The organism is Nocardioides sp. P4_G4, from assembly GCF_056401085.1.
This window is the reverse complement of the sequence record NZ_JBFUKA010000006.1, coordinates 56365-80134: the sequence shown is the minus strand read 5'-3', so window position 1 is coordinate 80134 and position 23770 is coordinate 56365. Positions and strand designations below refer to the sequence as shown.

Below are 23770 nucleotides of genomic sequence, written 5' to 3'. Positions count from 1 at the left end.
AGCCGCAAGCCGTCACGGTTCCTCGAGGCCGTCGCCGAGGTCGAGCGCGCGGCGGCGACGAGCGCCCCCACCCGTCGCAACCGCAAGGCCATGCACTGCCGCGAGTGCGGGACGGCGCTGAGCACCCCCGCAGAGAAGAAGCTCGGGCGGTGTGTCGACTGTCCCGCCTCCTACGACGAGGCCCTCTTCGAGCGGCTGCGTGAGTGGCGACTCGAGCGCGCCGCCGACGACAAGGTGCCGGCGTTCGTCGTCTTTACCGACGCCACCTTGCAGCTGATCGCCGAGCACCGTCCCACCGATGAGGGATCGCTGCGGCGCATCAGTGGCGTGGGTCCCTCCAAGCTCACCAAGTACGGCGACGACGTCCTCGCGCTCGTCTCCAAGGAAATCTGAAGAAATACTCATTAAATCGTTTGCCCATTACACGGGGCAGGCATTAGTTTCTTCTCAACAGCCCACGCGCACCCGACCACTGGCACTGGTCAGCGCCCGACGCCCCGAAGGAGGTGGCACCAGATGGAGATCTACACCAACACCATGACGGCCTCGACGCCGTCCTTCGGCATGCCCGTCGTCGCCGCCTCCCCGCGCGTTGCCGCTTCCTGCGTGCAGCAGCTCGAGACCGCTGTGACGTCGTGGGCCCACGTGGCCGGCACCGCCGTCATGGGCGCCGTCGACGCCGTCCGCGTCATCGAGCTCGACGCCATCCGCGTCAAGGGAGCCTTCCCGGGTCCGACCGCCTGGAGACCACCGATCGTCTGACACCAGACGCACATCGGCAGCCTCCAGGCCGCGGAACCCACACCGGGATCCGCGGCCTTTGTTGTTCCTCCACACACGAGGGGCAGCTGGGCCGGATCCCGCAGACACATGAGTTTCTCTGCACCAGCGATCAGGTCCACGAGAAGGAGGTGACACACATGACCATCAGTGTTCTCGACCGCAACCGAGCTGCCGAGGTCACCCACGACCTGGGTGACCTGCACGACGCAGCTGCCCAGGTGGACGACGAGCTGCTGCCCTGCCGCACCAACAACGCAGAGCTGTGGTTCGCCGAGACCCCCGCGGATGTCGAGCACGCCAAGACCCTGTGCCAGGAATGCCCGGTCCAGGCGATGTGCCTCGACGGCGCTCTCGAACGGCGCGAGCCGTGGGGCGTCTGGGGTGGCGAGCTCTTCCTCCAGGGCGTGGTGATCCCACGCAAGCGCCCCCGCGGCCGACCCCGCAAGAACCAGAACGAGGTCGCCGCCTGACGGCGGTCCTCACCCCTTCCCAGGCAGGACCCTCGGACACACACATGACACTTCACACGGACGGATACGACATGAGCACCATGCAGGAAGACCTGGCGCGCGCACACATGACCGCGCGCCTGGGAGAGGCGCAGCAGAACCGACGCGGTCACCAGCTGGCCCTGGCCCGTCGGATGAGCCGCAAGGCCGAGCAGGCTGCGCAGCAGGCGCGTCTCGCCCTCGCCCGAGCGATCTAGGACCAGCCTCGCCCTGATCGCGGGTGATGCAGACGACAGCCGGCACGATCCACACGGATCGTGCCGGCTGTCGGCATGTGCGGACGAGTAGCCTCGAGGGCGTGAGCGAGCCGACGACGACGTGCGCCCTGTGCGGACGGCAGGGGAGTGGGGCCGAGACCCTGACCTGGACGACGTCTGTCGAGAACGGGCGCCGGCGGACCTACTGCGAGGAGTGCTCCCGCTCGCACCTGCGGTCCATCGAGGGCAAGCTCGACAGCGAGTGGTGGTAGGTCACACCGCCTCGCCCCACGAGCATCCGCAGTAGGGGTGCCGCTGCCAGGCCCGGGCCTCCGGCGCCAGGTCGGCGCCCACGATGACCGTGGCCGACCACGTCGACGGGGTGCCTCCGGAGTGCCAGGTGGCGACGTCGCGGGCGGCCCAGCCCAGGGCCACCGCGAGCAGACCGGTGTCCACGCCCGGGCCGGGGTCGAGCCGACGGGCGCCCGGCTGACCGGGGCGTGCCGGGCCGGGTGCGTCGCTCCAGGCCCGGACGCAGCGCAGGCAGGCCGTCAGCCCGGGGACCACGAAGGGTCCGATCCGTACGGCGTCCGGCACGGCCACCACTGCGAGGTGCGGCCTCGACTCGACCACCCACGGATCGGCGGGAGCGCACTCGCCCGGCTGGTCGGTCACCAGCAGGGCGACCTCGGCGCGGGAGGTGTGCCGCAGTCCCGAGGCGTCGGCGAGGGACGCGACGTACGGCTGCCAGGGGTCGATCGTCTGGAGCCGCACGGGGACCGGGGGAGACAGGCGCATGGAGCCACGATCCAACACGGCCGACGATGGCGCACACGGTCGTCCACAGGTCCCGGGAGGCGACCGAGGCGCCACCCCGAGGTGACGCCGTGGTCGCGCGGGCGCCGGCTCAACGAGCCGGCAGGATCACGCCTTGCCGAGGATGCGGTTGAGGTTGGTGCCGCAGACGGGGCAGACGGCCTTGGCCATCCGGGTGCCCTTGTCGTTGACCTTGACCTCGCCCTCCGCCTCGCGCTTCTCCTTGCACTTCACGCAGTAGAACTCGCCGCTCCAGGTCTCCGCCATGGGGGACTCCTCGCTTGATCATCGTGCTGTCGTCGCGGCGGGTGGGATGGGAACCCGCGCGGGGCCGGAGCGTCGGGACACCTCGGTCCGCCTGTGACACTACCGAAACCGACGCCCGACGGCTCGCGACACAGGTCCGGACCGACGACGATGGTCGGTCCGCCGGGCACGATCAGTACCCTGCGGCCCATGGCCGACTACACGCACCTGCGCCTCGACCGCCCCTCCGCGGGCGTCGCCGTGCTCACCTTGGACAACCCCGACATGCGCAACGCGATGAGCGACGAGATGACCTCGTCGTGGGTGCGCGCGATCGACGAGCTGGCCGCGGACCGCTCGCTGCGAGCCGTCGTCGTCACCGGCGAGGGGTCGGCCTTCTGCTCGGGCGGCAACACGTCGTGGATCTCCAGCGAGCCCGACGCCACCGTGGACCACCTGCGCGAGCGGATGATGCCGTTCTACCGCTCCTGGCTGTCCATCCGGCGTCTGGAGGTGCCCACGATCGCGGCCGTCAACGGCCACGCGATCGGTGCCGGCCTCTGCCTCGCGCTGGCCTGCGACATCCGGTACGCCGCCCCGGGCGCCCGGCTCGGCGTGCCCTTCGTCAAGCTCGGCATGCACGCAGGCATGGCGGGCACCTACCTGCTTCCTCAAGTGGTCGGGGCCGCCCACGCGCGCGACCTGCTGCTGACCGGCCGGGTCGTGGACGCCGAGGAGGCGCTGCGCATCGGCCTGGTCTCGCGGGTCATCGCCGCGGACTCCTTCGACGCCGAGGTCCTGCGGACGGCCGAGGGCATCGCGGGCACCGCGCCCATCGCCACCCGCCTCACCAAGATCGCGCTGGCCGACGGCGGGCACGCAGACTTCGAGAGCGCCCTGCAGTGGGAGGCCCTGGCCCAGCCCGTCACCCTGGCGACCGAGGACCTCCAGGAGGGCATCCGGGCCAGCCGCGAGAAGCGGCCGCCGGTCTTCGAGGGGCGCTGAGGCCCGCAGTCCGACCCGCCGCGACCGGACGGGGCAGACGCGCTGTCCACTCCTGTGGACGAAGGTGTGGACAACATGGGGACGACACGCCCACGGCCTGGGGACGGGTCGGCGTGGCGAGGGGCTCACCGGCGACACTGGTCCGTGACGACGGACACGAGAGGATGAGCACGTGGGGGAGCACTACGCGGGTGGCCCGGTCGGGGCCCTGCGCCGGATCGCGTTCCTCATGGAGCGCGGCCGCGAGGAGACCCGCCGGGTGGAGGCGTTCCGCAAGGCGGCCGCGGTGATCCTGCCGCTCGACCCCGACGACGTCGCGGCCCGGGCCGGGGCGGGCACCCTGACCGACCTGCCGGGCATCGGCCCCAGCACCGGCGCGGTGATCGCCGAGGCCGTGCGCGGCGAGCTCCCCGAGCGCCTGGCCAGGCTGGAGAAGCAGTACGCCGGTGCGCTCACCCCCGGTGGACGTGAGGTCCGGGCCGCACTGCGCGGCGACTGCCACTCCCACTCGGACTGGTCCGACGGCGGCTCGCCCATCGAGGAGATGGCGATGACGGCGATGGAGCTGGGGCACGACTACCTGGTGCTCACCGACCACTCACCGCGGTTGCGGGTGGCCAACGGGCTGAGCGTCGAACGGCTGACCCGCCAGCTCGGCGTCGTGGAGGCCGTCAACGACCACCTGGGCGAGGAGTTCACCCTGCTCGCGGGGATCGAGGTCGACATCCTCGACGAGGGTGCGCTCGACCAGACCGACGAGATGCTGGCCCGCCTCGACGTCCGCGTGGCCAGCGTCCACTCCAAGCTGCGCATGGACGCGGGCCCGATGACCCGGCGGATGCTCGCCGCCGTCGCCAACCCCTTCACCAACGTGCTCGGCCACTGCACCGGCCGACGGGTCGAGGGCAACCGCGGAACCCGCCCGCAGAGCGAGTTCGACGCCCGAGCGGTCTTCGAGGCCTGCGTCGAGCACGACGTGGCCGTCGAGATCAACAGCCGACCGGAGCGTCGTGACCCGCCCACCCGGCTGCTCGAGCTGGCGCGCGACACCGGCTGCCTGTTCAGCATCGACTCCGACGCGCACGCGCCCGGTCAGCTCGACATGCTGGACTACGGCTGCGAGCGGGCCGAGGAGGCAGGGATCGACCCGGACCGCATCGTCAACACCTGGGAGCGGGACCGTCTCCTGGCCTGGGCGAACCCCGCCGGCGGCTAGCGTGGAGGACGTGAGCACCCCCGAGGTCGAGGTACGCCGGTCCAAGCGGCGACGTCGTACGGTCTCGGCGTACCGGGAGGGCGACCGCATCGTCGTGCTCATCCCGGCCGCCATGAGCAAGCGCGACGAGGCGAAGTGGGTCGCCGACATGGTGGCTCGCCTGGAGCGCAAGGAGCAGCGCACGCGTCCCTCCGACGAGCAGCTGCTCGCCCGGGCGGTCATCCTCAACGACACCTACTTCGGCGGGCTGGCCACGCCCTCGAGCGTGCGCTGGGTGACCAACCAGCAGCAGCGATGGGGTTCCTGCAGTCCCGGCGACCGGTCCATCCGGCTCTCCGAGCGGCTCCAGGGGATGCCGTCGTGGGTGGTCGACTACGTGCTCGTGCACGAGCTGGCGCATCTGCTCGAGCACGGGCACGACGCAAAGTTCTGGGCCTGGGTCGACCGCTACCCCCGCGCCGAGCGGGCCCGCGGCTACCTGCTGGGCTGGTCGGCCGCGGCCAAGGTCGATCCGCCGTCCAGCGAGTCCGAGGACGACGCCGACGGCGAGATCGACTGAGTCGGCGTCAGCGGCCGAGACGCGTGACGCCCTGCCCGACGAGCCGGCGCATGTCGTCGTGCACGTCGGGCAGGCCGTCCACCGGCCACCAGCGCACGTCGAGCGATTCCTCGCTCACCCGGTGGGCACCGTCGCGGACGGCCGTGGCGAGGAACCGGACGTCGAGGTGGTGCACGGTCGTGCCGGGGGAGCAGAACTCCACGGCGTGCTCGTCGAGGTTGAGCGGCTCGGGGTCGAAGTCGAGGGCGGGGAGGCCGGACTCCTCGCGGGCCTCGCGCAGCGCGACTGCGGCCAGGGTGGCGTCGCCCGGCTCGCAGTGACCCCCGAAGGCGAACCAGCTGTCGGCCTTGCGGTGGTGGTTGAGCAGCACCGCGTCGGCCTCGGGCGTGAGCACGAGGGTGCCTGCGGTGAGGTGGTCGGGAAGGCAGGCGCGAGCCATGCCGTCCGGGCGGGCGTCCAGGTGGGCGACGAAGCGGTCGCGCAGCTGTGCGTCACGCGCGGTCGGGGGAGTCCACCCGGCCAGCACGGCCCGGGCGTCGGAGTGGAGGGTCACTCGGTCGGACGGTCGGGTCCTGCGTCCCCGTCGGCCGACGGGCCGTCGAGCAGGTCACGCAGGCCGGCCTCGAAGTCGTCGTCGGTCAGCGACTCCGGAGCCAGTGCGCTCTCGCGGAAGCCCAGCGGGTCGTCGAGGTCGGCACCGGTGGGCAGCAGGTCGGGGTGCATCCAGACGCCGTCGCGGCCCTCGGTGCCCTGACGGGTGCGCAGCGAGCCCCACAGGGTGGAGGCGTCACGCAGCCGGCGCGGACGCAGCTCGAGGCCGACCAGGGTGGCGAAGGTCTGCTCGGCCGGCCCGCCGGCGGCGCGGCGGCGGCGTACGGCCTCCTGCAGCTTGGTGGCCGACGGCATCCGCTCGTGGGTGGCCTGGCCGACCACCTCGTCGACCCAGCCCTCGACGAGGGCGAGGGTGATCTCGAGGCGCTCCAGCGCCTCCTGCTGGGCGGGCGACTTGGACAGGTCGAAGAGCCCGCCCTCCATCGCCTCCTGCATGGCGGCGGGATTCATCGGGTCGATGCCGCGCAGCTTCTCCTCCATGCCGGAGGTGTTGATCTCGATGCCACTGCCGTAGTCGGCCACAGCCCCGATGAGGTGCTCGCGCAGCCACGGCACGTGGGCGAAGAGCCGCTGGTGGGCGGCCTCGCGCAGGGCCAGGTAGAGCATCACGTCGTCGGCGCTCACGTCGAGCTCCGCGGCGAAGGCCGCGACGTTGAGGGGGAGCAGGGCGGCCTTGCCGGCCGGGCCCAGGGGCAGTCCGATGTCGGAGGCGCCGAGGACGTCGCCGGAGAGCTCGCCGACCCCCTGGCCGACCTGCGTGGCGACCATCGCGCCGGTGGCCTTGCCCAGCATGCCGAGCAACGGGCCGGCCATCGCGCGGGCCTCCTCGGGCAGGGCGTTGCCGAGCGCCGTGACGGTCGAGCCGGCGACCGGCTCGACGAGGCGCTGCCAGACGTCGAGGGTCTCCACGATCCACTCGGCACGGCTCCACGCGGCGGTCGAGGTGACGCCGGAGGAGAAGTCGGTGGTCTCGTCGAGCCAGTGGTCCGCGAGGCGGACCGCGTCGGCGACCGCGTCGCGCTGGGCTTGGCTGGGAGTGGGGTCCGGTGACTGGGCAGCGACCTTGCGCGCGATGTCGGCGACCACGGCCCAGTTGATGGGACCGTCGTGGGGCTGCATCAGCGACTGCACCTGCGCCATCAGGGCGGACAGGTCGGGCATGCCGCCACCGCCCGCGCCGCCCGCCAGGCCGCCGAAGAGGGCCTCGAAGGGCGTGCCCTTGAAGGGGTTCTGCTCGTCGGGTCCGTCGCCAGGGTTGCTGCTCATGTCCTCCACGGTACTCACCGACGCCACACCCGACGGCCCCGCCGGACCTCGACGCCGTCCCTACACTCACTCCATGGACGCCAGCCCCGCTGACCCGATGGATGTCGGCCCCGTCGTACGACTCGTCGACATCCGCGAGGTGCCCCTCGACGTCGCCGAGGTCGTGGACGCCCTCGACGACCACGCCGCGGGCGGGCTCACGCTCTTCGTCGGCAAGGTGCGCGACCACGACGGGCCGGCGCAGCCGTCGGGGGAGGGCCCGGTTCCCGACAAGCCGGTCACCAGCCTCGACTACAGCGCGCATCCCACTGCCCTGGCGAGGCTGCGAGAGGTGTGCGAGCGGATCGCGGAGCAGTACGACGTCCACGGGGTCGCGGCCGTGCACCGGGTGGGGCACCTCGAGCTCGGGGACGTCGCTGTCGTCGTGGCGACCACGGCCAGCCACCGGGGTGAGGCCTTCACCGCCTCCAAGGCCCTCATCGACACCCTCAAGTCCGAGGTGCCGATCTGGAAGCACCAGCGTTTCGCGGACGGCGATGAGGAGTGGGTCGGCCTACCCTGAGCCGGTGGAGATCCTGTGGTGGCTGGTGCCCCCGGTCGTGGTGGCCGTCGGCGCGATGGCGTGGGTGGGCTGGCTGGGCCGTGAGGGCCGAGGCGAGGTCGACCGTGACCAGCAGATCGAGCGGCTCACACGCGCGATGGAGCGGGACCTGCCGACCGCCCGCCAGCCCCGTCCGGTCCGCACCCAGGACCGCAGCACGGGCATCGCCGTACGCCCCACGCGCGACCAGGGAGCAGGGACCGATCGTCGACGGGCCTCGTGACCGCATCCTGCGGGGCGGTCACCGCACGGTGGCTTTTCCCTGTTTGAGAGGGTGACGGCATGAGTCAGCGGACGAAGGGGGCCCTTCTCGCCCTGCCGCTGTTGCTCGCCCTGATGGTGCTGGTGGCGGTCCAGCCCCTGCCGTACGTCACGTACAGCCCCGGACCGACCGTCGACATCTTGTCCACGCGCGACGGTGAGGAGACCGTGCAGGTCTCCGGTCACAAGACCTACCGCGACGACGGCGAGCTCCGGCTCACCACGATCTACGTCGACCAGCCGCAGGAGAAGGTGACCCTCGAGCGCCTGGTCGCGGCCTGGCTGGACCCGACCGAGGCCGTCTACCCGCGCTCGTCGGTCTACGCCCCGGACGAGACCGACGAGACCAACGACACCGAGTCGGCCGTCCAGATGGTCTCGTCGCAGGACGCCGCGGTGGCCACCGCCCTGACCGAGCTGGGGTACGACGTGGCGCCGGTCGTCGAGGTGCTCAACGTGCAGGACGGCTACCCGGCGGCCGACAGGCTCCAGGTCCGCGACGTCCTCCAGGAGATCGGCGGGCGCGCGATCAAGACCCCGCAGGACGTCATCGACGCCGTCGACGCCGCACCGGTGGGCCGGCCGCTGGCGTTCACCGTCCTGCGCAAGGGCAAGCAGGTGGACGTGGACGTCACGCCCAAGGAGTTCGACGGTGACAAGCGCATCGGGATCACCCCCGGCCTGGGCTACTCCTTCCCCTTCGACGTCAGCGTCGACATCGGCGACGGCATCGGCGGCCCCAGTGCCGGCCTGATGTTCTCGCTGGCGATCTACGACACCCTCACCCCGGGCTCGCTCACCGGCGGCGAGGTCGTCGCCGGCACCGGCACCATCGACGGCAAGGGCCGCACCGGCCCCATCGGTGGCATCCAGCAGAAGATCGCCGGCGCCGAGGCGGCCGGTGCCCGCCTGTTCATGGTGCCGGTGGGCAACTGCCCCGACACCACGGACATCGACTCCGGCGACATGCGCCTGGTGCGCGCCGACACGATGCACGGCGCCGTCGAGGCGATCAAGACCTGGGTCGACGACCCCGACGCCCCACTCCCGACCTGCGAGGAGCAGTCATGACCGAGATCTCGATCCCGCAGGATCCTGCACTGGCCGCGGCCGTGCTGGAGATCGAGAACCACATCGCCGAGGCGGGCTGGGACCAGCCGGCCCGCCTCTACGCCCTGGTCGAGACGTCACGCATCGTCGCGCAGGAACCCGACCTGGCCGCCGCGATGGGCCTGGACACCGCCTCCGCCGACGGCTCGTTCACCCCCGTGGAGCAGGACGCGCTGCCGCCCGAGCAGGCCCTCGAGGTCACCCTGGAGTCGATCGTCTGGCCCGGCGACGTCGCCGGCTGTGCGGCGGTGGTGGAGCGGCTGGTGCTGCCTCCCGAGGTCGACCCCGAGATCCCCGCGGACCCCGCCGACGCCGAGCGCTTCGCGCGCGAGCACCCCCTGCGCCAGGAGGTGCGGATCGTGGCGGGCGCCACCCGCGCCGGCGCCACCTACTGCGCGCTGCGCCTGCGCGCCCACGACGACGACCAGTCGGTGGTCGACGGGACCGAGCTCGTGCCCGGCCTCCTCGACCTCCTCCGCAGCACCCTCGAGGGAGACACCCAGTGAGCGGCACGTTCGACCAGCCGGACAAGAGCGAGCAGCAGGAGCCGCCGCAACGCAGCAGCCGGTCCCGCGCCCTGGTCATCACCGCGGCCGTGCTCGTCGTGGCCTTCATCGCCCTGACCGGCTTCTCGTCCTTCTGGACCGAAAGGCTGTGGTTCGGCTCGGTCGGCTACTCCGAGGTGTTCAGCACCCTGCTGTGGACCCGGGTGGGCCTCTTCCTGGTCTTCGGGGGGCTGATGGCGGCCGTGGTGGCCCTCAACATCTACCTCGCCTACCGCTTCCGGCCGTTCTTCCTCAACGCCGCGGCCGCCGACCTCAACCTCGAGCGCTACCGCGACGCCATCACCCCGATCATGGGCTGGCTGCTGGCGGGCATCTCGCTGCTGATGGGCGCCTTCGCCGGCGCCTCGGCCACCGGCCAGTGGCGCTCCTACTCCCTGTGGCAGCACGGCCAGTCCTTCGGCACCAAGGACCCGTACTTCGGCAAGGACGCCGGCTTCTACGTCTTCAGCCTCCCGTGGTGGCACTACGTCACGGACTTCGCGATGGCACTGGCCATCATCGGCCTGATGGCCGCCGCGATCACCCACTACCTGTACGGCGGCATCCGGCTCTCGGCCAGCAGCGAGCGGGTCTCGGGTGCGGCGCAGGTGCACCTCTCGGTCCTGCTCGGGGTCTTCGTGCTGGCCAAGGCGGCCGACTACTGGCTCGACCGCTTCGACCTGGTGACCGGGTCAGGCTCGCTGTTCACCGGCATGGGCTACACCGACGACAACGCGGTGCTGCCGGCCAAGGAGATCCTCACCGGCATCGCCCTGATCTGTGCCGTGCTCTTCTTCCTCAACATCTGGCGACGGACGTGGCTGCTCCCGTCGCTGGGCATCGCCCTCTTCGCGCTCTCGGCCATCCTGTTGGGCCTCATCGTCCCCGGGGTCGTCCAGCAGTTCCAGGTCCAGCCCAACGTGCCCGACAAGGAGGGCACGTACATCTCGGCCAACATCGACGCCACGAGGCAGGCCTACGACCTCGAGGACATCGAGGTGCAGTCCTACTCGAGCGAGCCCAACACCACGGACGGCGACCTGGCGACCCTGGACGCCGCGACGTCGTCGGTGCCGCTCGTCGACCCCAAGGTCGTCAGCCAGACCTTCGAGCAGCAGCAGCAGGTGCGCGCCTACTACTCGGTGCCCGACGTGCTCGACGTCGACCGCTACCAGATCGAGGGCAAGGACCGCGCCGTGGTCCTCGGGGTGCGCGAGCTCGACCAGGCCGGCATCGCCGACGGGGACAAGACCTGGTCCAACCTCCACACCGTCTACACCCACGGCAACGGCGTCATCGCCGCCTTCGGCAACCAGCGCCCGGCCGACGACCAGCGCCAGTCGACCTCCGTGCAGTGGGCCGAGGGCCAGGAGAGCGACGAGAGCTCGCTGACGAACCTCTACCCGGACGGCTACGAGTCGCGGGTCTACTACGGCGAGAAGTCCCCGACGTACTCCATCGTGGGCGCCCAGTCGAGCGGCACCGACCTCGAGCTCGACCTGCCCAAGGGGGAGCGCGGCGACGAGAACCAGACCACGACGTACGACGGCGAGGGTGGGGTGCCGATCGGCAACCTCTTCGACAAGGTGCTGTACGCCGTGAAGTTCGGCGAGCCGAACCTCGTGCTCTCCGACCGTGTCCACGAGAGCAGCAAGATCCTCTACGACCGGCACCCGCGCACCATGGTGGAGAAGGTCGCGCCGTGGCTGACCGTCGACTCCGACCCCTACCCGGTGGTCGTGGACGGTCGGATCAAGTGGGTGCTCGACGGCTACACCGTCACCGACCGCTACCCGCTCTCGCAGCGGGAGTCGCTCGAGACGATGACCGACGACTCGCTGGCCCAGGACCTGGGCTTCCAGACCCTGCCGACCGACGAGATCAACTACATGCGCAACTCGGTCAAGGCGACCGTGGACGCCTACGACGGCACGGTGACGCTCTACGAGTGGGAGCCGGACCCGATCTCCGAGGCATGGGGCGAGGTCTTCCCCGGCATCCTCAAGCCGCGCGACGAGATCCCCGACGAGCTCCTCGAGCACCTGCGCTACCCCGACGACCTGTTCAAGGTGCAGCGCTACCAGTTCGCCAAGTACCACGAGACGGACGCCAAGCTGTGGCTCGATGCCTCAACCCGCTGGGAGGTCCCGCGCGACCCCGAGGCCGAGACGCGTCTCCAGCCGCCGTTCCGCCTGTTCGTCGACGACACCTGGGCTCTCACCAGCGTCTACGTGCCGCGCGGGCGCGCCAACCTCGTGTCCTTCGTGTCGGTCAATAGCGACGCCACCGACCAGGACAACTACGGAAGGATCTCGGTCCTCGAGCTCCCCAACGAGCGCACCGACGGGCCGGGGCAGATCGCCAACGAGCTCAGCTCCGACGAGGCCGTCCGCGAGGAGCTGCTGAGCTTCACCCAGGGTGGCGTCACGCCCGTGCCCGGCAACCTGCTCACGCTGCCGGTCGGCGACGGACTGATGTACGTCCAGCCGTTGTACGCCAAGCGGTCGGGCACCGAGTCCTCGTTCCCGATCCTGCGGTTCGTAACGGTGTCCTACGGCGACGAGATCGGGATCGGTACGACGTTGCGCGAGGCGATCGCGGACGTCCTCGGGGTCTCGCCCACCGCACCGCCCACCGGGACGCCGACCGGGCAGCCGCAGGGCGGCAACGGCGGCAACGGAGGTAACGGAGGCAACAACGGCACCGGGGGCACGGGGGGCAATCCCGGCGGCTCAGGAGGCTCCGGATCGGTCAACGACCAGATCCGCTCGTTGCTCGCCGAGGCGGAGGCCAAGTTCCAGGCCGCCGACAAGGCCCAGTCGAACGGCGACACCGTGGGCTGGGCACGGTTGATGGACCAGGGCCGTGCGCTGATCAACGAGGCCTTCGCGCTGGCGGACGCGAGGGACAGCTGACCCGATTTGGGTTCGCCGGGATCCATCGCGTAAGGTTCTGTTCACCGACGCGGGGTGGAGCAGCTCGGTAGCTCGCTGGGCTCATAACCCAGAGGTCGCAGGTTCAAATCCTGCCCCCGCTACAAATCGGAAGAGGCCCTCACAGTCACTGTGAGGGCCTCTTCTGTTGCGCAACCATCTCCGCCCGGGTGCTCACGGCCAGGCACGCTCGCCGTGCGGGCAGGGTCGGTTCGCTGCAGGTCGCACCTCGTCAGCGAGCGGATGGTCCCGATGGTGGGGACAACCCCACCACACGCTCGGGGGTGCTCACCGAGCTGAGACACCAGCGGGCTCCAGTGCTCTGCAGGTGCCGCTCCTCGACGATCGAGACATGACCATCTCACTCGTTCGCACGCGCGATGGTGCTCGCCCAGCGGCGGCAGATCACGGTGTCCTCGTCCGCCTGGTTCGGGGCTGCGCGCTCGTCGCGCAACGTCATCCGAAGAAGATCATCGCCGCGTGGCTGCTGTTCGTGGTGGCCTGCCTGGCCTCCGGTGCCCTGGTCGGCACCCAGAACCTGACCGAAGTGCAGTCGGGGGTCGGTGAGTCGGCCCAGGCCGACGCCCTCCTGCAGCGGGCAGGGCTTCGCGACCCCGCCTCGGAGAGCATCCTGATCACCGCACCGTCAGCGACGAAGGCGAGGGCCGCGGCCGCGGACCTGACCACGCTGGCGGCCGCGCTGCCCGGTGTCGCGTCGGTGACCGGCCCCGCGCAGTCCAAGGACCTGGTCGCCGACGGTGGCCGAACACTCCTCGTGCAGGTCCAGCTGAGCGGGAATCCCGACGATGCCGCCGACCATGTCGAACCACTGCTCGACCTCACCACGCAGGTCTCTGCCGACCACCCGGGCACCGAGCTGCGAGAGGTCGGTGACGGGACCGAGACGAAGGCGATCAACGACCTCATCGGGACGGGCCTTCACCGCGCCGAGCTGATCTCCTTGCCCATCACCTTGCTCATCCTGGTGCTCGCCTTCGGTGCGCTCGTGGCCGCCAGCGTGCCGCTGGTGCTGGGCATCACCTCTGTCGTGGCGGCCATCGGTGCGCTGGGCCCGGTCTCGCACGTCGCACCCAACAGCGAGTCGACCTCGGCCGTCGTCGTCCTCATCGGTCTCGCCGTCGGTGTCGACTACTCCCTGTTCTACGTGCGCCGCGAGCGTGAGGAGAGCCGACGGGGACGTGGTCCGGCACGAGTTGCCGGTCGGGCGATGCCCGAGTCCGCGTTGATCGCCTCGGCCGCTGCCGTGGGCCGGGCGATCCTCATCTCGGGCCTCACCGTGATGATCTCACTGGCCGGCCTGCTGATCGCCGGCGCCGGCGACCTCGTCTCGATCGGCCTGGGCACCATCACGGTCGTCGCGATCGCGGTGCTCGGTTCGCTCACGGTGCTGCCGGCGATGCTCGCCCTCCTCGGTGACCGTGTCGACCGCGGCCGCATCCCCGGCTACCGCCGCCGTGCCACGGCTCGCGCCCGCCGCGAGGAGCGTGCTGCAGGACGGTCGGTCGGCGTATGGGCGCGGCTGGCGCGTGTGGTGACGAACCGTCCACTCGCCTTCGTGGTGGCTGCGGTCGCCGTACTCGGCGCCCTGACCATCCCGATGGTCTCGATGCACACCGGTGACCTACAGGTCGCCGACCTTCCCCAGGACCTGCCGGTGGTCCGGGCACTGAACGGCATCGAGAAGTCCTTCCCGGGCGCCCCCTCCGACACCCAGCTGGTCGTCACCGGACACGACCTCGACACCCAGGAGGCACAGGCAGACCTCGCCGCAGTCGGACAGCAGGCGACCCACGTCACCGGCGGACAGGGGCCGGTCGCCATCACGGTGTCCTCGAACGGCGACGTCGCCCGCGTCAACGTGCCCATGCCGGACCAGGGCCTGGACGAGGCGAGCAACACCATCCAGCAGCTCCGGGACGACGTCGCACCCACCGCGACCGACATCCACGGCGTCAGCTCGCCCGCGCTGGTCACGGGCAGCGCCGCCTCGACGATGGACTACTCCCACCGCATGAGCGTGGCCACCCCGCGGGTCATCGGGTTCGTGCTGCTTCTCGGGTTCCTGCTGTTGCTGCTGACGTTCCGATCACCGCTGCTGGCGGTTGCTGTGATGGGCCTCAACCTGCTCTCGATCGGTGCGGCCTACGGTGTCCTGACCTCGGTCTTCCAGCACAGCTGGGCCGAGACCCTGCTCGGCTTCCACTCCTCGGGGTACATCATCAACTGGCTGCCGCTGTTCATGTTCGTGGTGCTGTTCGGCCTCTCGATGGACTACACGGTGCTGGTGCTCGAGCGCATCCGGGAAGCACGGCTCGAGGGACGAAGTCCCCGCGCCGCCGCCGCGGAGGGCGTCGGTGCCACCGCAGGAACCATCACCAGCGCTGCCGTCGTCATGGTCGCCGTGTTCTCCATCTTCGCGACTCTCGACGTGATCATGTTCAAGCAGCTGGGCGTCGGCCTCGCAGCGGCGGTGCTGATCGACGCGACACTGGTGCGAGGCGTGGCCCTGCCGGCCGTCGTCGCCCTCCTGGGTGAGCGCGGCTGGAAGATGCCCGGCTGGAAGAATGCCGCTGTCGAAGCTCGTGGAGGGGAGGACACCGCATGAGGAGGTCCACCCCGCGCGGGGGCGAGGCGGCCAGGCCCATCGCCTCGCACCTGGCATTCCTGACCGCACTCAGTGCCATCATCGTGGTGACCTGCACGGCCAGCTGGGCTGTCGCCGGGGGCGGCTACTTCTGGCCGAGCTGGGTGATCCTCGGGTGCGCGGCGGTCCTGCTTCCTCTCCTGTGGCTACAGCACCTGCGCGGCAGGGCCAACACGCCGCGTTCTCGAGTGCGAGGGCACCTCGAGGTCAGCGTCACCCTGGCTGCAGCTCTCGTGCTGGTGTGGGCCATGAGCGGCGCCCGAGGCCCATGGGTTCTCTGGTCAGTCATCGGACTGGGCGTGGTGCTGGGGGTGCATGCCCTCATCGACCTGCGCGACGAGCTGCCGTCGTTCGGGACCCGCAAGCTGCAGGCGCGCGTCGACACGCTCAGCCGTACGCGACGTCAGGCCGTCGACGCGCAGGCCGCGGAGCTGCGCCGCATCGAACGCGACCTCCACGACGGTGCGCAAGCCAGGCTCGTCGTGCTGACCATGCAGCTCGGCCGGGCCGAGGCCGCGGTCGCTCACGAACCCAAGGCGGCCGCGCTCGTACGCGCTGCCCGGGAGGAAGCCAACCTGGCCATCCGCGAGCTGCGAGACCTCACCCGGGGCATCGCACCGCCAGTGCTTGCCGACCGGGGCCTGGTCGCGGCTGTTCAGTCCCTGACCCAGCGCGATCGCGCCACCCTCGAGGTGGTCGGAGCCGACGACGGCCGCCGGCCGCCGCCCACGGCCGAGGGCGCCGCCTACTTCGTCGTCGCCGAGGCGCTCACGAACGCCACCAAGCACGCCTCCGGCGCGGCCGTGCACGTGCGCATCGCGTTCACCCCCGATGCCGTCACCGTCGACGTCACCGATGACGGCCAAGGCAACGTCGACCAGGCAGGCACCGGTGTGCAAGGGTTGCGTGCGCGTGTCGAAGCGCTCGACGGCACGTTCGTCCTCACCTCGCCAAGAGGTGGGCCAACCCACGTGCATGCGGAGGTGCCGTGCGCGTAGTGATCGCTGAAGACCACGCACTGCTCCGCGAGGGACTCGTCGCCCTGCTCAACGATGTCGACATCGACGTCGTCGCGACGACAGACACCGGGCCCGGTCTGCTCAGCATCGTCGCCGAGCACAACCCCGACCTGGCGATCATCGACGTCCGGTTACCTCCCGCCTTCGCCGACGAGGGCATCCGGGCGGCGATCGAGGCGAGAGCCAAGCACCCGGCACTGGCCACACTCATCCTGTCGCAGTACGTCGAACCCGTGTACACCGCCGAACTTCTCGACTCGCCCGGCGCCGGTCTCGGGTACCTCCTCAAGGAGCGAGTCAGCGACATCGCCGATTTCGTCGATGCGCTGCACCGCGTGGCGGCCGGCGGCACCGCCTTGGACCGAGAGGTCGTCTCCGAGCTCGTCCGCACCCGATCCGCCGCCGGCAACAAGCTCGATCCGCTCACACCGCGCGAACGCGAGACCCTGGAGCTGATGGCCGAAGGTCGCACCAACGCCGGCATAGCCAGGGAAATGGTCGTCACGCTCGGCGCAGTCGAGAAGCACATCTCCAACATCTTCGCCAAGCTCAATCTCCCTGACACGGACGACGACCACCGCCGCGTCCTAGCGGTGCTCACCTTTCTCCGCGCCGAGACCTGAGGCGGGGTCGACCCGGGTCGCTGCGGGGGGCACTTCGCGCACGCAGTCTGGGACCTATGGCCCGTGCCGCCGTACCCCGTGGGGCCCTACCGTGGACCAGGCCGAGTCTCTCGCAGGAGGTCCCCCATGAGTGGTTTCGGAATCGACCTCGGAACCGCCAACACGGTGGTGTGCCACCAGGGCCACGGTGTGGTGCTCGACGAACCCTCGGTCATGGTGGTGCGCACCTCGGAGGCGAGCTCGCGTCGAGTGCGACCGCTGCTGGTCGGTCGGGAGGCCCGCGACCTGCTGGGCCGCTGCCCGGTCGGGCTCGCGGCGGTGCGGCCGCTGCACGACGGCGTGATCGTGGACCTCGAGGCCGCGCGCGCCTTCATGGTCGCGCTGCTCGGCCGGCTTCCGGTGCCTGCGTGGCAGCGGTTCCGTGCGCGGGCGGTGATCGGGGTGCCGGCCGGCGCCACGGCACTGGAGCGCCGAGCGCTGCTCGAGGTGGCTGACGAGGCCGGGATCCACCGGCCGGAGCTCATCCCCGAGCCGATCGCCGGGGCGATCGGGTGCGGCCTGGACCCCCTGGCCCCGCGGGCGCACATGGTCCTCGACATCGGTGGTGGCACCTCGGAGATCACCGCCTTCTGCTACGGCGGGGTGCTGTCCCACCGCTCGTCCCGCATCGCGGGCGACGAGATGACCATGACGCTCTACCGCTACCTGCGCAACGAGCACCAGCTGCTCGTCGGCGAGCTGACCGCGGAGGCCCTGAAGTGCGGGGTGGACGTCGAGGAGGGCCTCTCCTCGGTGGTCCAGGGCATCGATCTGGCCACCGGACGGCCACGACTGAAGACCCTGGAGGCCGCAGAGGTGCTCGACGCCCTGCGGCCCACGGCGGAATCGATCATCGCCGCACTGGCCGGCGCGCTCGACGACCTGCCACCCCAGGCAGCCGACGACATCCTCACCGACGGCATCTCGGTCTTCGGCGGCTCGAGCCTGCTGCGCGGCTTCGACAAGCTCGTCGAGTCGGCGTTCGCCTTCCCCGTCCGGATGGCCGAGCGGCCCCTGACGTGCGTCGCGGAGGGCGCGGCGCGCTGCCTGGGCAACCCGGACCTGGTCCGCGCCTACGAGGGCACCTTCCTCGAAGCGATCTGAGGCGGTCGGGGACCGCGACTCATCTGCGCCGTCCAACCGCGGGCCCCGCCCGCAGGATCTCCTCCTCGTGCGCGAAGAAGTACGCCATCGTCGGCAGCACGACGGCCCCGGACGTGCTGACCCCGTGTCCGCCGCCGCGGACGAACGACGTGGCCACCATGCGCGGACGAGCGAGCGGGGCGGCCGCGGTGAACCAGGAGTCCGGTGCGCCGTTGGGGGCCGACGGATCCTCCGCGGACCCCGTCTTGGCGCCGGACGTGACCGGCAGTGCGGTCAGGATGCTGGCCGTGCCCGAGGTCGCGGCCAGCGCCATCCCTGCGCGGACCGGGCCGAGCTTGTGGGCGTAGGGCAGCCGGTGCGGCCGGGGCCACGGCAGCCTGGACCGGTGCGGGCCGTCGCCGTACGCGAGACCGAGGTGTGGAGTGACCATCGCGCCGGTCGCCACCCCGGCCGTCCAGAGCGCGTCCTGCAGGGGCGTCACAGTCAGGTAGCCCTGGCCGATGCCGAGGATCACCGTCGACCCGTCGAACCACGTCCCACCGTCACGGGCGACCGACGCCGGCGTGCCGAGGTAGCCGTCGCTCTCCGCGGGCAGGTCGATGCCGGTCGATCGACCGACCCCCAGGCTCCGCGCCGCGCTGATGATCGGCCCGGGGCCCATCGCCCACGCGAGCTGGTAGAAGTACACGTTGTTGGACCACGAGATCGCCTCGGGCAGGTTCTGCGCAGGCAGGGACATCCAGTTGCCGAAGGTGGTGTCGCCCAGCGTCCACGCACCGCCGCCGGGCAGCACCTGGTCCGGCGGCACCGAACCGTCCCGCATGCTCGCGGTCGCGACGACGAGCTTGAACGTCGAACCGGGGGGCGCCGCCACCTGTGTCACGTGCTCGAGCATGGGGCTCCCCGGGCTGCGGGCGAGTCGTGCGAGCGCCCGGTTGTCGACGGGCGGGCCGAACACGCGGTTGTCGTACGACGGACGGCTGGCCATGGCGAGGACCTCGCCGTTCCTCGGGTCCATGACGACCGCGCCGCCGACGTCCCCGCGCGGCTCGCCCGGGCGGTCGCGCAGCACTGCGTCGAGGTCGCCGGTGAGCTGGCGCTGCAGGCCCAGGTCGAGGGTCACCCGCAGGGTGGTCCCACGCCGGGGCGCCGTGTAGGGCCCCATCGCCATCGGCGTGCCGGCCGGCGTCACGTAGACGCACTGGCGGCCGTCGGTGCCTCGCAGGATCGGGTCGTAGACCTGCTCGAGCCCGGCGCGTCCCACGAGTGCTCCCAGGGGCAGGTCGGGCCAGCGCTCCATCTCCACGGGCGTCGCCACGCCCGTCCACCCCAGCACGGGCCCGAGCACGTCACCGTCCGGGTAGCGCCGGCGGGTCTCGGGGACGACGAAGACCCCGGGCAGCCGGGCCGCACGGACCCGCCGGCCGGCCGCCGGCGGAAGGGAGGCGACGGTGAGGTCGCGGCTCGCCCGTTGCYGGCGCAGCATCCGACGCAGGCCGCTCTCCGGCCGCGCCGTGAGCGCGGCGAGGGCGGGCACGTCGCCCGTCTCCACGAGCGCCGGCACGACGGCGACCCTGTCCTGGCGGGCGTCGAGGGCGAGGGGGGTCCCGTGCCGGTCCCTGATGTCGCCACGCGGCGCAGGCACGCGGGTGCAGCGCAGCATCTGGTTGAGCGCGTCCTCGCGCAGCTGGGACCCCTCGGCAGTCTGCAGCTGCCAGGCGAAGCCGACCATGCCGACCAGGAGGCCGGTGGCCGCGACCGCGGCGGTGCGCAGCAGCCTGGGGCGTACGGCGTCCAGGCCGAGGCGACCCCAGAGTCGATGGGTCGCCCCGTCGGCGCCGAGCGCCAGCACCAGTCCGAGCGTGGCGATGTGCACGGCGGCCGCCGTACCTCCGTAGCTGAGGAGCGGGAACGGCACCCCGGCGGTGGGGACCAAGCCGAGGTTGCCCGCGACCGAGACCACGACCTCGAGGCTCACCAGTGCTGCGAAACCGGCCGCGGCCAGCGCCGCGGGGCGACTCATGGCCCGCCGGCTGGCGCGCACGGCCCGCCACACGAGGACGGCCGCGGCGACGACGGCCAGGGAGCCGCCGAGGATCCCGAACTGCTCGACGACGCTGGCGAAGGCGAGATCGGTGTGCCGGTCGGGCAGGTAGAGCCCCACCAGCCGGTGCAGCGGGTGCTCGGCACCGCCGGTCAGGCCGCCCCAGGCCACGGCGATGTGCATCTGCTGGATCGCCCAGCCGGGGCCGTCCACGTCGGTCGAGCCGCTCAGGAAGGCGTTGAGCCGCTCCTGCTGGTAGGGGTGCAGCAGGTGCACGGCCAACGGCAGCGCGAGCGCGGCGGCGACGAGGAACGGGACGAGCAGCCGTAGCGGGATGCGGCCGAGGACCAGCATGGTGCCGGTGACGGCGCACAGGACCGCGGCCGTCGACAGGTCCGGCTGGACGAGGACGAGGCCGATCGGCAGGGCGGCGACGAGGAGTGCCGTCGCCAGGCGCCGCGGCCACCGCCGGTCGCTGCCGAGCACCTGGGCCAGCACGAGGAGCAGGCCGAGCTTGGCCAGCTCGGACGGCTGCATGGTGAACGAGCCGAGCGCGATCCACCGCTGGGCCCCCCTGACCGTCAGACCGCCCGCGTCCACCGCGACCAGGAGCGCCACGCTTAGGGCGTAGCACCCCCACCCGAGCCAGCGCAGTCCCCGGGTCTGCCACCGCAGCAGGACCGCGAACAGCACCACTCCGCCGACCACGACGACGAGCTGGTGCCGGACCGCCGACCGGTCTCCCAGTGCAGCGAGGTTGGCCAGGCCCAGGCCGGCCAGGACGGCCACCGCACCGATGGCGATGGGATCGAGGAGCGACACGACCGGGATGAGGGCCGGCCGGCCGGGCTCCGGGCGGGACCGCCGCCCCGCCCGCAGCCCTCGTTCGACGCTGAGCATGGCCGGATCAGCAGCCCAGCGACGACCCGGTGAGGGGCACCGGAGGGGACTGCGCCCGGGCCGGTGCGGTCGTCAGGGCCACCAGGGCGAGCGAGCGGCCCGGCGGGACGCGGACGGACGAGCTGGCGTAGACGGTGGTCCAGCCGGGCTGGGCGGTCATGGCGACCGGTGGGGACCAGGCGATGCCGCTGCGGCACAGCCGGGCCGCACCCACTCTCCAGACCACGGACTGCGTGCCCGCTGCGGGGCGCAGGTGCACCGTGACGGTCACGGGGCAGGGCGCCCCCGGCGTACAGCTGCCGACCTTCTGCACCTCGACACCGGTGACCTGGCCGGCCTGTCGGGCTGCCAGGGCCCCCACGCCCTGGCGCGGACGAGGCCTCGGCTTCTCGGCGGGCTTCCCCGAGGAGCCGGAGGGTGCGGTCGTGGTCGGGCTGTCGTCGCGGGCGGTCGTACCGGCATCTCCGGGGTCGGGATCGCGCAGCACGACGTACGCGCTGCCGACGAGCGCGGCAGCCAGGAACAGGAGGACGAGCGCCGTACGTCGGGTGCGTGCGCGTCGGCGGCCCACGAGCGAGCGGCCCCGGTGTGGGTGGCGCTGTGGCCGGGTCTCCAGCGCCGGACGTGGTGGCGGGGCACGGTGCGGATCGGGGCGGACTCCTTCGGGAACCTCTCGCGCGGTGATCGGGACGGAGACGCTGGGTGCGATGTGCGCGAACGCGCCGACCAGCGCCGCGAACTGCGCGGAGAGGCGCTGCCCAGCACCGGGACCCAGGACCTCCACCAGCGCGCCGTCGAGCTGACGTGCGCGAGCGCCCGGCTCGGGATGCGGGTCCGCAGCCACCTCCTCCAGCAGGCGCAGGAGCTCCACCTGCTCCGGACTGGGGTGCGCCGGGAGCCGACGCGCGTTCTGGCTCAGCTGCTCGAGGAGCTCCGTGGTCGCGGCGCCCTCGCCTGTGGCCGCACGACCCACGTCGACCTCGCCCGAGAGACCGAGGGCGACCGTCCAGCGGCAGCTGTCGGCGGGGTGCGTCCCATTTCCCGACAGCAGGATGCGGATGGCATCGAGCACCCGCACGGCCAGGAGCGAGGCCTGGGCGGGACTGAGCACGACGACGGCCAGGAGCTGGTCGAGCGGCACGCGTCTCACCGGCATCGCGGCCTGCGGGGGATCCGCTCCGGGTGACTGCTCTCGCGGGTCCTGGTCGGGCCCGGAGCCCGTGGTCCTCGGTGTCGCGGTGTCCTGAGCCATCCGATCCCCGTTCCTGCACCACCGATGGGGTGCCGTCCCCACGCGCGGTGAACGACCCGCGCGACCAGTCCCAGTGTGGGCTGGACGTTGGACCCTTTCCCAGAGTCCTTGGACCCGATTCCGCCGGGCCCTGCCCTCATCGGCCTGCTGGTCGCGATCGGCGTGCTCGTCGGTGCCGGCCGAGGTCACCCAGCCCTCTGGACAGGGTGGAGCCAGCCCTGCTCCAGTGGACTGAACCGCTCACACCCACCCAGCGACAGGTCGCGAGGAGAAGTCATGACGCTCGGCCCCTTTCTCATCGGCCCACCCGAGGATCGGACACGACCCTGGCGCGTCCTCACCGACGGCAGCGCGAGTGCCGGCATCGGGTTCGGCGACGCGCGCATCCCTCCGGGCACTCCCGGACCCGGACGACACGTCCACACCCACGAGGACGAGGGCATCTACGTCATCGCCGGCACCCTCACCGTCGAGGTCGGCGACCACCGCTACGAAGCCGGACCCGAGAGCCTCGTCTGGCTGCCCCGCGGCATCCCACACGTGTTCGCGAACCTCGGCCGGGAAGTGGTCCGCACCGTCGGCGTCTTCAACTCGCTGGGGCTGGCGGTGATGTTCGCCGAGCAGGCCTCCTACTTCGCCTCCCTGGTCGGCCCGCCCGACCCGGACGTCCTGCTCGACATCAGCGTGCGACACGGCGTACATCCTGTCGACGGGCCGCCTCTCCAGGCCTGACTCCCACCGGCGCGAGCCGGGCCCACCGACGAGTCGTTGCTCGTTCGTGCCACTGTGTCGCTGTGCTGCGAGAGTCCCGGTCCGACCTGGTGGGTGCCGCGCGTGCGCTCGTCGGATCGAACCGGCGAGCGCTGCTGGGCATCACCGGAGTGCCCGGGGCCGGCAAGACGACGCTGGCCGCGGGTCTGGTCGCTGCCCTGAACGCCGAGGAGCCCGGCTTTGCCGTCCACCTCCCCATGGACGGCTACCACCTGGCGGACGTGACCCTGGCCGCCCACGGCATGCTGGGCCGCAAGGGCGCGCCCGAGACGTTCGACGGGTGGGGCTACCTGATGATGCTTCGGCTGCTGGGCAGCGTGCCGGACCACCCCGTCTACGCGCCCCAGTTCGAGCGTGGTCTCGAACAACCGCTGGCGGGCGCCATCGAGGTGTTGCCGAGCACCCGACTGGTCGTCTCGGAGGGCAACTACCTGCTCGTCGACGCCGTGCCGTGGTCGCTGCTCCGGGCCGTGCTCGACGCCGTGTGGTTCTGCGAGGCCGATGAGACGCGTCGTACCCGGCACCTGGTGGAACGACACGTCGCCTTCGGCAAGTCACCCGAGGTAGCCGCGGCATGGGTCGACGACGTGGACCAACCGAACGCCCGGCTGGTCGCGTCGACGCGCGACCTTGCGGACCGGGTGATTGCGACCTTCTAGCCCGGAGGCGCTCGAGACCGAGACCGTGAGGGGGC

25 protein-coding genes and 1 tRNA gene are annotated in these 23770 nt (G+C 71.6%); 20 read left to right on the top strand and 6 right to left on the bottom strand.

Going from position 1 to position 23770, the window contains the following annotated elements:
- The 5 genes from AC1DQF_RS02775 to AC1DQF_RS02755 form a co-directional block, all read left to right on the top strand.
- Positions 1 to 393 (top strand): HRDC domain-containing protein (locus AC1DQF_RS02775; RefSeq protein WP_477523684.1); only part of this gene is annotated, 393 nt, incomplete at its 5' end.
- A 123-nt stretch (positions 394 to 516) separates the two neighbouring features.
- Positions 517 to 762, top strand: a complete 246-nt coding sequence (locus AC1DQF_RS02770; RefSeq protein WP_477523683.1) for a hypothetical protein — start codon at positions 517 to 519, stop codon at positions 760 to 762.
- A 158-nt stretch (positions 763 to 920) separates the two neighbouring features.
- Positions 921 to 1253, top strand: a complete 333-nt coding sequence (locus AC1DQF_RS02765) for a WhiB family transcriptional regulator (RefSeq protein WP_477523682.1) — start codon at positions 921 to 923, stop codon at positions 1251 to 1253.
- A gap of 71 nt (positions 1254 to 1324) precedes the next feature.
- A complete protein-coding gene (locus tag AC1DQF_RS02760) occupies positions 1325 to 1489 on the top strand; it encodes a hypothetical protein (protein WP_477523681.1) in 165 nt (54 codons plus the stop codon).
- Between the two features lie 101 nt (positions 1490 to 1590).
- Entirely contained in the window at positions 1591 to 1761 is a 171-nt protein-coding gene (locus tag AC1DQF_RS02755) for a hypothetical protein (RefSeq protein WP_477523680.1), read from the top strand.
- A gap of 1 nt (position 1762) precedes the next feature.
- On the opposite strand, the gene AC1DQF_RS02750 is transcribed toward AC1DQF_RS02755, so the two are convergent.
- Both AC1DQF_RS02750 and AC1DQF_RS02745 read right to left on the bottom strand, forming a co-directional pair.
- Positions 1763 to 2287 carry a hypothetical protein gene (locus AC1DQF_RS02750; protein ID WP_477523679.1) on the bottom strand — a complete coding sequence of 175 codons (525 nt, stop codon included), beginning with the start codon at positions 2285 to 2287 and terminating at the stop codon, positions 1763 to 1765.
- Positions 2288 to 2413: 126 nt separating this feature from the next.
- Positions 2414 to 2572, bottom strand: a complete 159-nt coding sequence (locus tag AC1DQF_RS02745; RefSeq protein WP_011754982.1) for a DUF5679 domain-containing protein — start codon at positions 2570 to 2572, stop codon at positions 2414 to 2416.
- 189 nt (positions 2573 to 2761) lie between these two features.
- Between AC1DQF_RS02745 and AC1DQF_RS02740 the strand changes: the two genes are divergently transcribed.
- From AC1DQF_RS02740 to AC1DQF_RS02730, 3 genes are all read left to right on the top strand, one after another.
- Positions 2762 to 3556: an enoyl-CoA hydratase/isomerase family protein gene (locus AC1DQF_RS02740; protein ID WP_477523678.1), complete on the top strand. Its 795-nt coding sequence runs from the start codon at positions 2762 to 2764 to the stop codon at positions 3554 to 3556.
- A gap of 172 nt (positions 3557 to 3728) precedes the next feature.
- Positions 3729 to 4772, top strand: coding sequence for a PHP domain-containing protein (locus AC1DQF_RS02735; RefSeq protein WP_477523677.1), 1044 nt, complete (start codon positions 3729 to 3731; stop codon positions 4770 to 4772).
- Between the two features lie 10 nt (positions 4773 to 4782).
- Positions 4783 to 5331 (top strand): M48 metallopeptidase family protein, encoded by a 549-nt coding sequence (locus tag AC1DQF_RS02730; protein WP_477523676.1) that lies wholly within the window; start codon positions 4783 to 4785, stop codon positions 5329 to 5331.
- A 7-nt stretch (positions 5332 to 5338) separates the two neighbouring features.
- On the opposite strand, the gene AC1DQF_RS02725 is transcribed toward AC1DQF_RS02730, so the two are convergent.
- Positions 5339 to 5884 (bottom strand): NUDIX hydrolase, encoded by a 546-nt coding sequence (locus AC1DQF_RS02725; RefSeq protein ID WP_477523675.1) that lies wholly within the window; start codon positions 5882 to 5884, stop codon positions 5339 to 5341.
- Entirely contained in the window at positions 5881 to 7209 is a 1329-nt protein-coding gene (locus AC1DQF_RS02720) for a zinc-dependent metalloprotease (protein ID WP_477523674.1), read from the bottom strand. Before AC1DQF_RS02720 ends, AC1DQF_RS02725 begins: the two co-directional genes overlap by 4 nt.
- 73 nt (positions 7210 to 7282) lie before the next feature.
- On the opposite strand from AC1DQF_RS02720, the gene AC1DQF_RS02715 reads away from it, so the two are divergent.
- The 10 genes from AC1DQF_RS02715 (at position 7283) to AC1DQF_RS02670 (ending at position 18109) form a co-directional block, all read left to right on the top strand.
- Positions 7283 to 7771 (top strand): molybdenum cofactor biosynthesis protein MoaE, encoded by a 489-nt coding sequence (locus AC1DQF_RS02715; RefSeq protein WP_477523673.1) that lies wholly within the window; start codon positions 7283 to 7285, stop codon positions 7769 to 7771.
- Positions 7772 to 7775: 4 nt separating this feature from the next.
- The gene (locus AC1DQF_RS02710; protein WP_477523672.1) at positions 7776 to 8033 is read left to right on the top strand and encodes a hypothetical protein; all 258 of its coding nucleotides are present in this window, start codon (positions 7776 to 7778) and stop codon (positions 8031 to 8033) included.
- A gap of 59 nt (positions 8034 to 8092) precedes the next feature.
- Positions 8093 to 9142 (top strand): YlbL family protein, encoded by a 1050-nt coding sequence (locus AC1DQF_RS02705; RefSeq protein WP_477523671.1) that lies wholly within the window; start codon positions 8093 to 8095, stop codon positions 9140 to 9142.
- Positions 9139 to 9687, top strand: a complete 549-nt coding sequence (locus AC1DQF_RS02700; protein WP_477523670.1) for a PPA1309 family protein — start codon at positions 9139 to 9141, stop codon at positions 9685 to 9687. The genes AC1DQF_RS02705 and AC1DQF_RS02700 overlap by 4 nt, the downstream gene beginning before the upstream one ends.
- Positions 9684 to 12641 (top strand): UPF0182 family membrane protein, encoded by a 2958-nt coding sequence (locus tag AC1DQF_RS02695; protein WP_477523669.1) that lies wholly within the window; start codon positions 9684 to 9686, stop codon positions 12639 to 12641. Before AC1DQF_RS02700 ends, AC1DQF_RS02695 begins: the two co-directional genes overlap by 4 nt.
- Positions 12642 to 12689: 48 nt before the next feature.
- Positions 12690 to 12763 (top strand) — tRNA-Met (locus AC1DQF_RS02690).
- A 248-nt stretch (positions 12764 to 13011) separates the two neighbouring features.
- Complete coding sequence (locus tag AC1DQF_RS02685; protein ID WP_477523668.1) at positions 13012 to 15285, top strand: MMPL family transporter; 2274 nt, start codon at positions 13012 to 13014, stop codon at positions 15283 to 15285.
- A gap of 287 nt (positions 15286 to 15572) precedes the next feature.
- A complete protein-coding gene (locus tag AC1DQF_RS02680) occupies positions 15573 to 16322 on the top strand; it encodes a sensor histidine kinase (protein ID WP_477523667.1) in 750 nt (249 codons plus the stop codon).
- The gene (locus AC1DQF_RS02675) at positions 16313 to 16966 is read left to right on the top strand and encodes a response regulator (protein ID WP_477523666.1); all 654 of its coding nucleotides are present in this window, start codon (positions 16313 to 16315) and stop codon (positions 16964 to 16966) included. The genes AC1DQF_RS02680 and AC1DQF_RS02675 overlap by 10 nt, the downstream gene beginning before the upstream one ends.
- Positions 16967 to 17092: 126 nt before the next feature.
- Entirely contained in the window at positions 17093 to 18109 is a 1017-nt protein-coding gene (locus tag AC1DQF_RS02670; RefSeq protein WP_477523665.1) for a rod shape-determining protein, read from the top strand.
- Positions 18110 to 18128: 19 nt separating this feature from the next.
- Here AC1DQF_RS02670 and AC1DQF_RS02665 read toward each other — a convergent pair whose 3' ends face one another.
- Positions 18129 to 21053 carry an FtsW/RodA/SpoVE family cell cycle protein gene (locus AC1DQF_RS02665; protein ID WP_477523664.1) on the bottom strand — a complete coding sequence of 975 codons (2925 nt, stop codon included), beginning with the start codon at positions 21051 to 21053 and terminating at the stop codon, positions 18129 to 18131.
- Positions 21054 to 21060: 7 nt separating this feature from the next.
- Positions 21061 to 22305 carry a hypothetical protein gene (locus AC1DQF_RS02660; protein WP_477523663.1) on the bottom strand — a complete coding sequence of 415 codons (1245 nt, stop codon included), beginning with the start codon at positions 22303 to 22305 and terminating at the stop codon, positions 21061 to 21063.
- A 276-nt stretch (positions 22306 to 22581) separates the two neighbouring features.
- Here AC1DQF_RS02660 and AC1DQF_RS02655 point away from each other — a divergent pair, with 276 nt between their 5' ends.
- Positions 22582 to 23037, top strand: coding sequence for a cupin domain-containing protein (locus AC1DQF_RS02655; protein WP_477523662.1), 456 nt, complete (start codon positions 22582 to 22584; stop codon positions 23035 to 23037).
- 62 nt (positions 23038 to 23099) lie between these two features.
- Entirely contained in the window at positions 23100 to 23735 is a 636-nt protein-coding gene (locus AC1DQF_RS02650; RefSeq protein WP_477523661.1) for a nucleoside/nucleotide kinase family protein, read from the top strand.
- Positions 23736 to 23770 lie beyond the last annotated feature (35 nt).

What these genes read in the sequence shown, in the direction of transcription:
- AC1DQF_RS02715 (WP_477523673.1), top strand. Translation starts at nt 7,283, where the DNA reads ATGGACGCCAGCCCCGCTGACCCGATGGATGTCGGCCCCGTCGTACGA.
- AC1DQF_RS02660 (WP_477523663.1), bottom strand. Translation starts at nt 22,305, where the DNA reads ATGGCTCAGGACACCGCGACACCGAGGACCACGGGCTCCGGGCCCGAC.
- AC1DQF_RS02680 (WP_477523667.1), top strand. Translation starts at nt 15,573, where the DNA reads ATGAGCGGCGCCCGAGGCCCATGGGTTCTCTGGTCAGTCATCGGACTG.
- AC1DQF_RS02740 (WP_477523678.1), top strand. Translation starts at nt 2,762, where the DNA reads ATGGCCGACTACACGCACCTGCGCCTCGACCGCCCCTCCGCGGGCGTC.
- AC1DQF_RS02720 (WP_477523674.1), bottom strand. Translation starts at nt 7,209, where the DNA reads ATGAGCAGCAACCCTGGCGACGGACCCGACGAGCAGAACCCCTTCAAG.
- AC1DQF_RS02685 (WP_477523668.1), top strand. Translation starts at nt 13,012, where the DNA reads ATGACCATCTCACTCGTTCGCACGCGCGATGGTGCTCGCCCAGCGGCG.
- AC1DQF_RS02670 (WP_477523665.1), top strand. Translation starts at nt 17,093, where the DNA reads ATGAGTGGTTTCGGAATCGACCTCGGAACCGCCAACACGGTGGTGTGC.
- AC1DQF_RS02765 (WP_477523682.1), top strand. Translation starts at nt 921, where the DNA reads ATGACCATCAGTGTTCTCGACCGCAACCGAGCTGCCGAGGTCACCCAC.
- AC1DQF_RS02760 (WP_477523681.1), top strand. Translation starts at nt 1,325, where the DNA reads ATGAGCACCATGCAGGAAGACCTGGCGCGCGCACACATGACCGCGCGC.
- AC1DQF_RS02655 (WP_477523662.1), top strand. Translation starts at nt 22,582, where the DNA reads ATGACGCTCGGCCCCTTTCTCATCGGCCCACCCGAGGATCGGACACGA.
- AC1DQF_RS02750 (WP_477523679.1), bottom strand. Translation starts at nt 2,287, where the DNA reads ATGCGCCTGTCTCCCCCGGTCCCCGTGCGGCTCCAGACGATCGACCCC.
- AC1DQF_RS02745 (WP_011754982.1), bottom strand. Translation starts at nt 2,572, where the DNA reads ATGGCGGAGACCTGGAGCGGCGAGTTCTACTGCGTGAAGTGCAAGGAG.
- AC1DQF_RS02705 (WP_477523671.1), top strand. Translation starts at nt 8,093, where the DNA reads ATGAGTCAGCGGACGAAGGGGGCCCTTCTCGCCCTGCCGCTGTTGCTC.
- AC1DQF_RS02770 (WP_477523683.1), top strand. Translation starts at nt 517, where the DNA reads ATGGAGATCTACACCAACACCATGACGGCCTCGACGCCGTCCTTCGGC.
- AC1DQF_RS02700 (WP_477523670.1), top strand. Translation starts at nt 9,139, where the DNA reads ATGACCGAGATCTCGATCCCGCAGGATCCTGCACTGGCCGCGGCCGTG.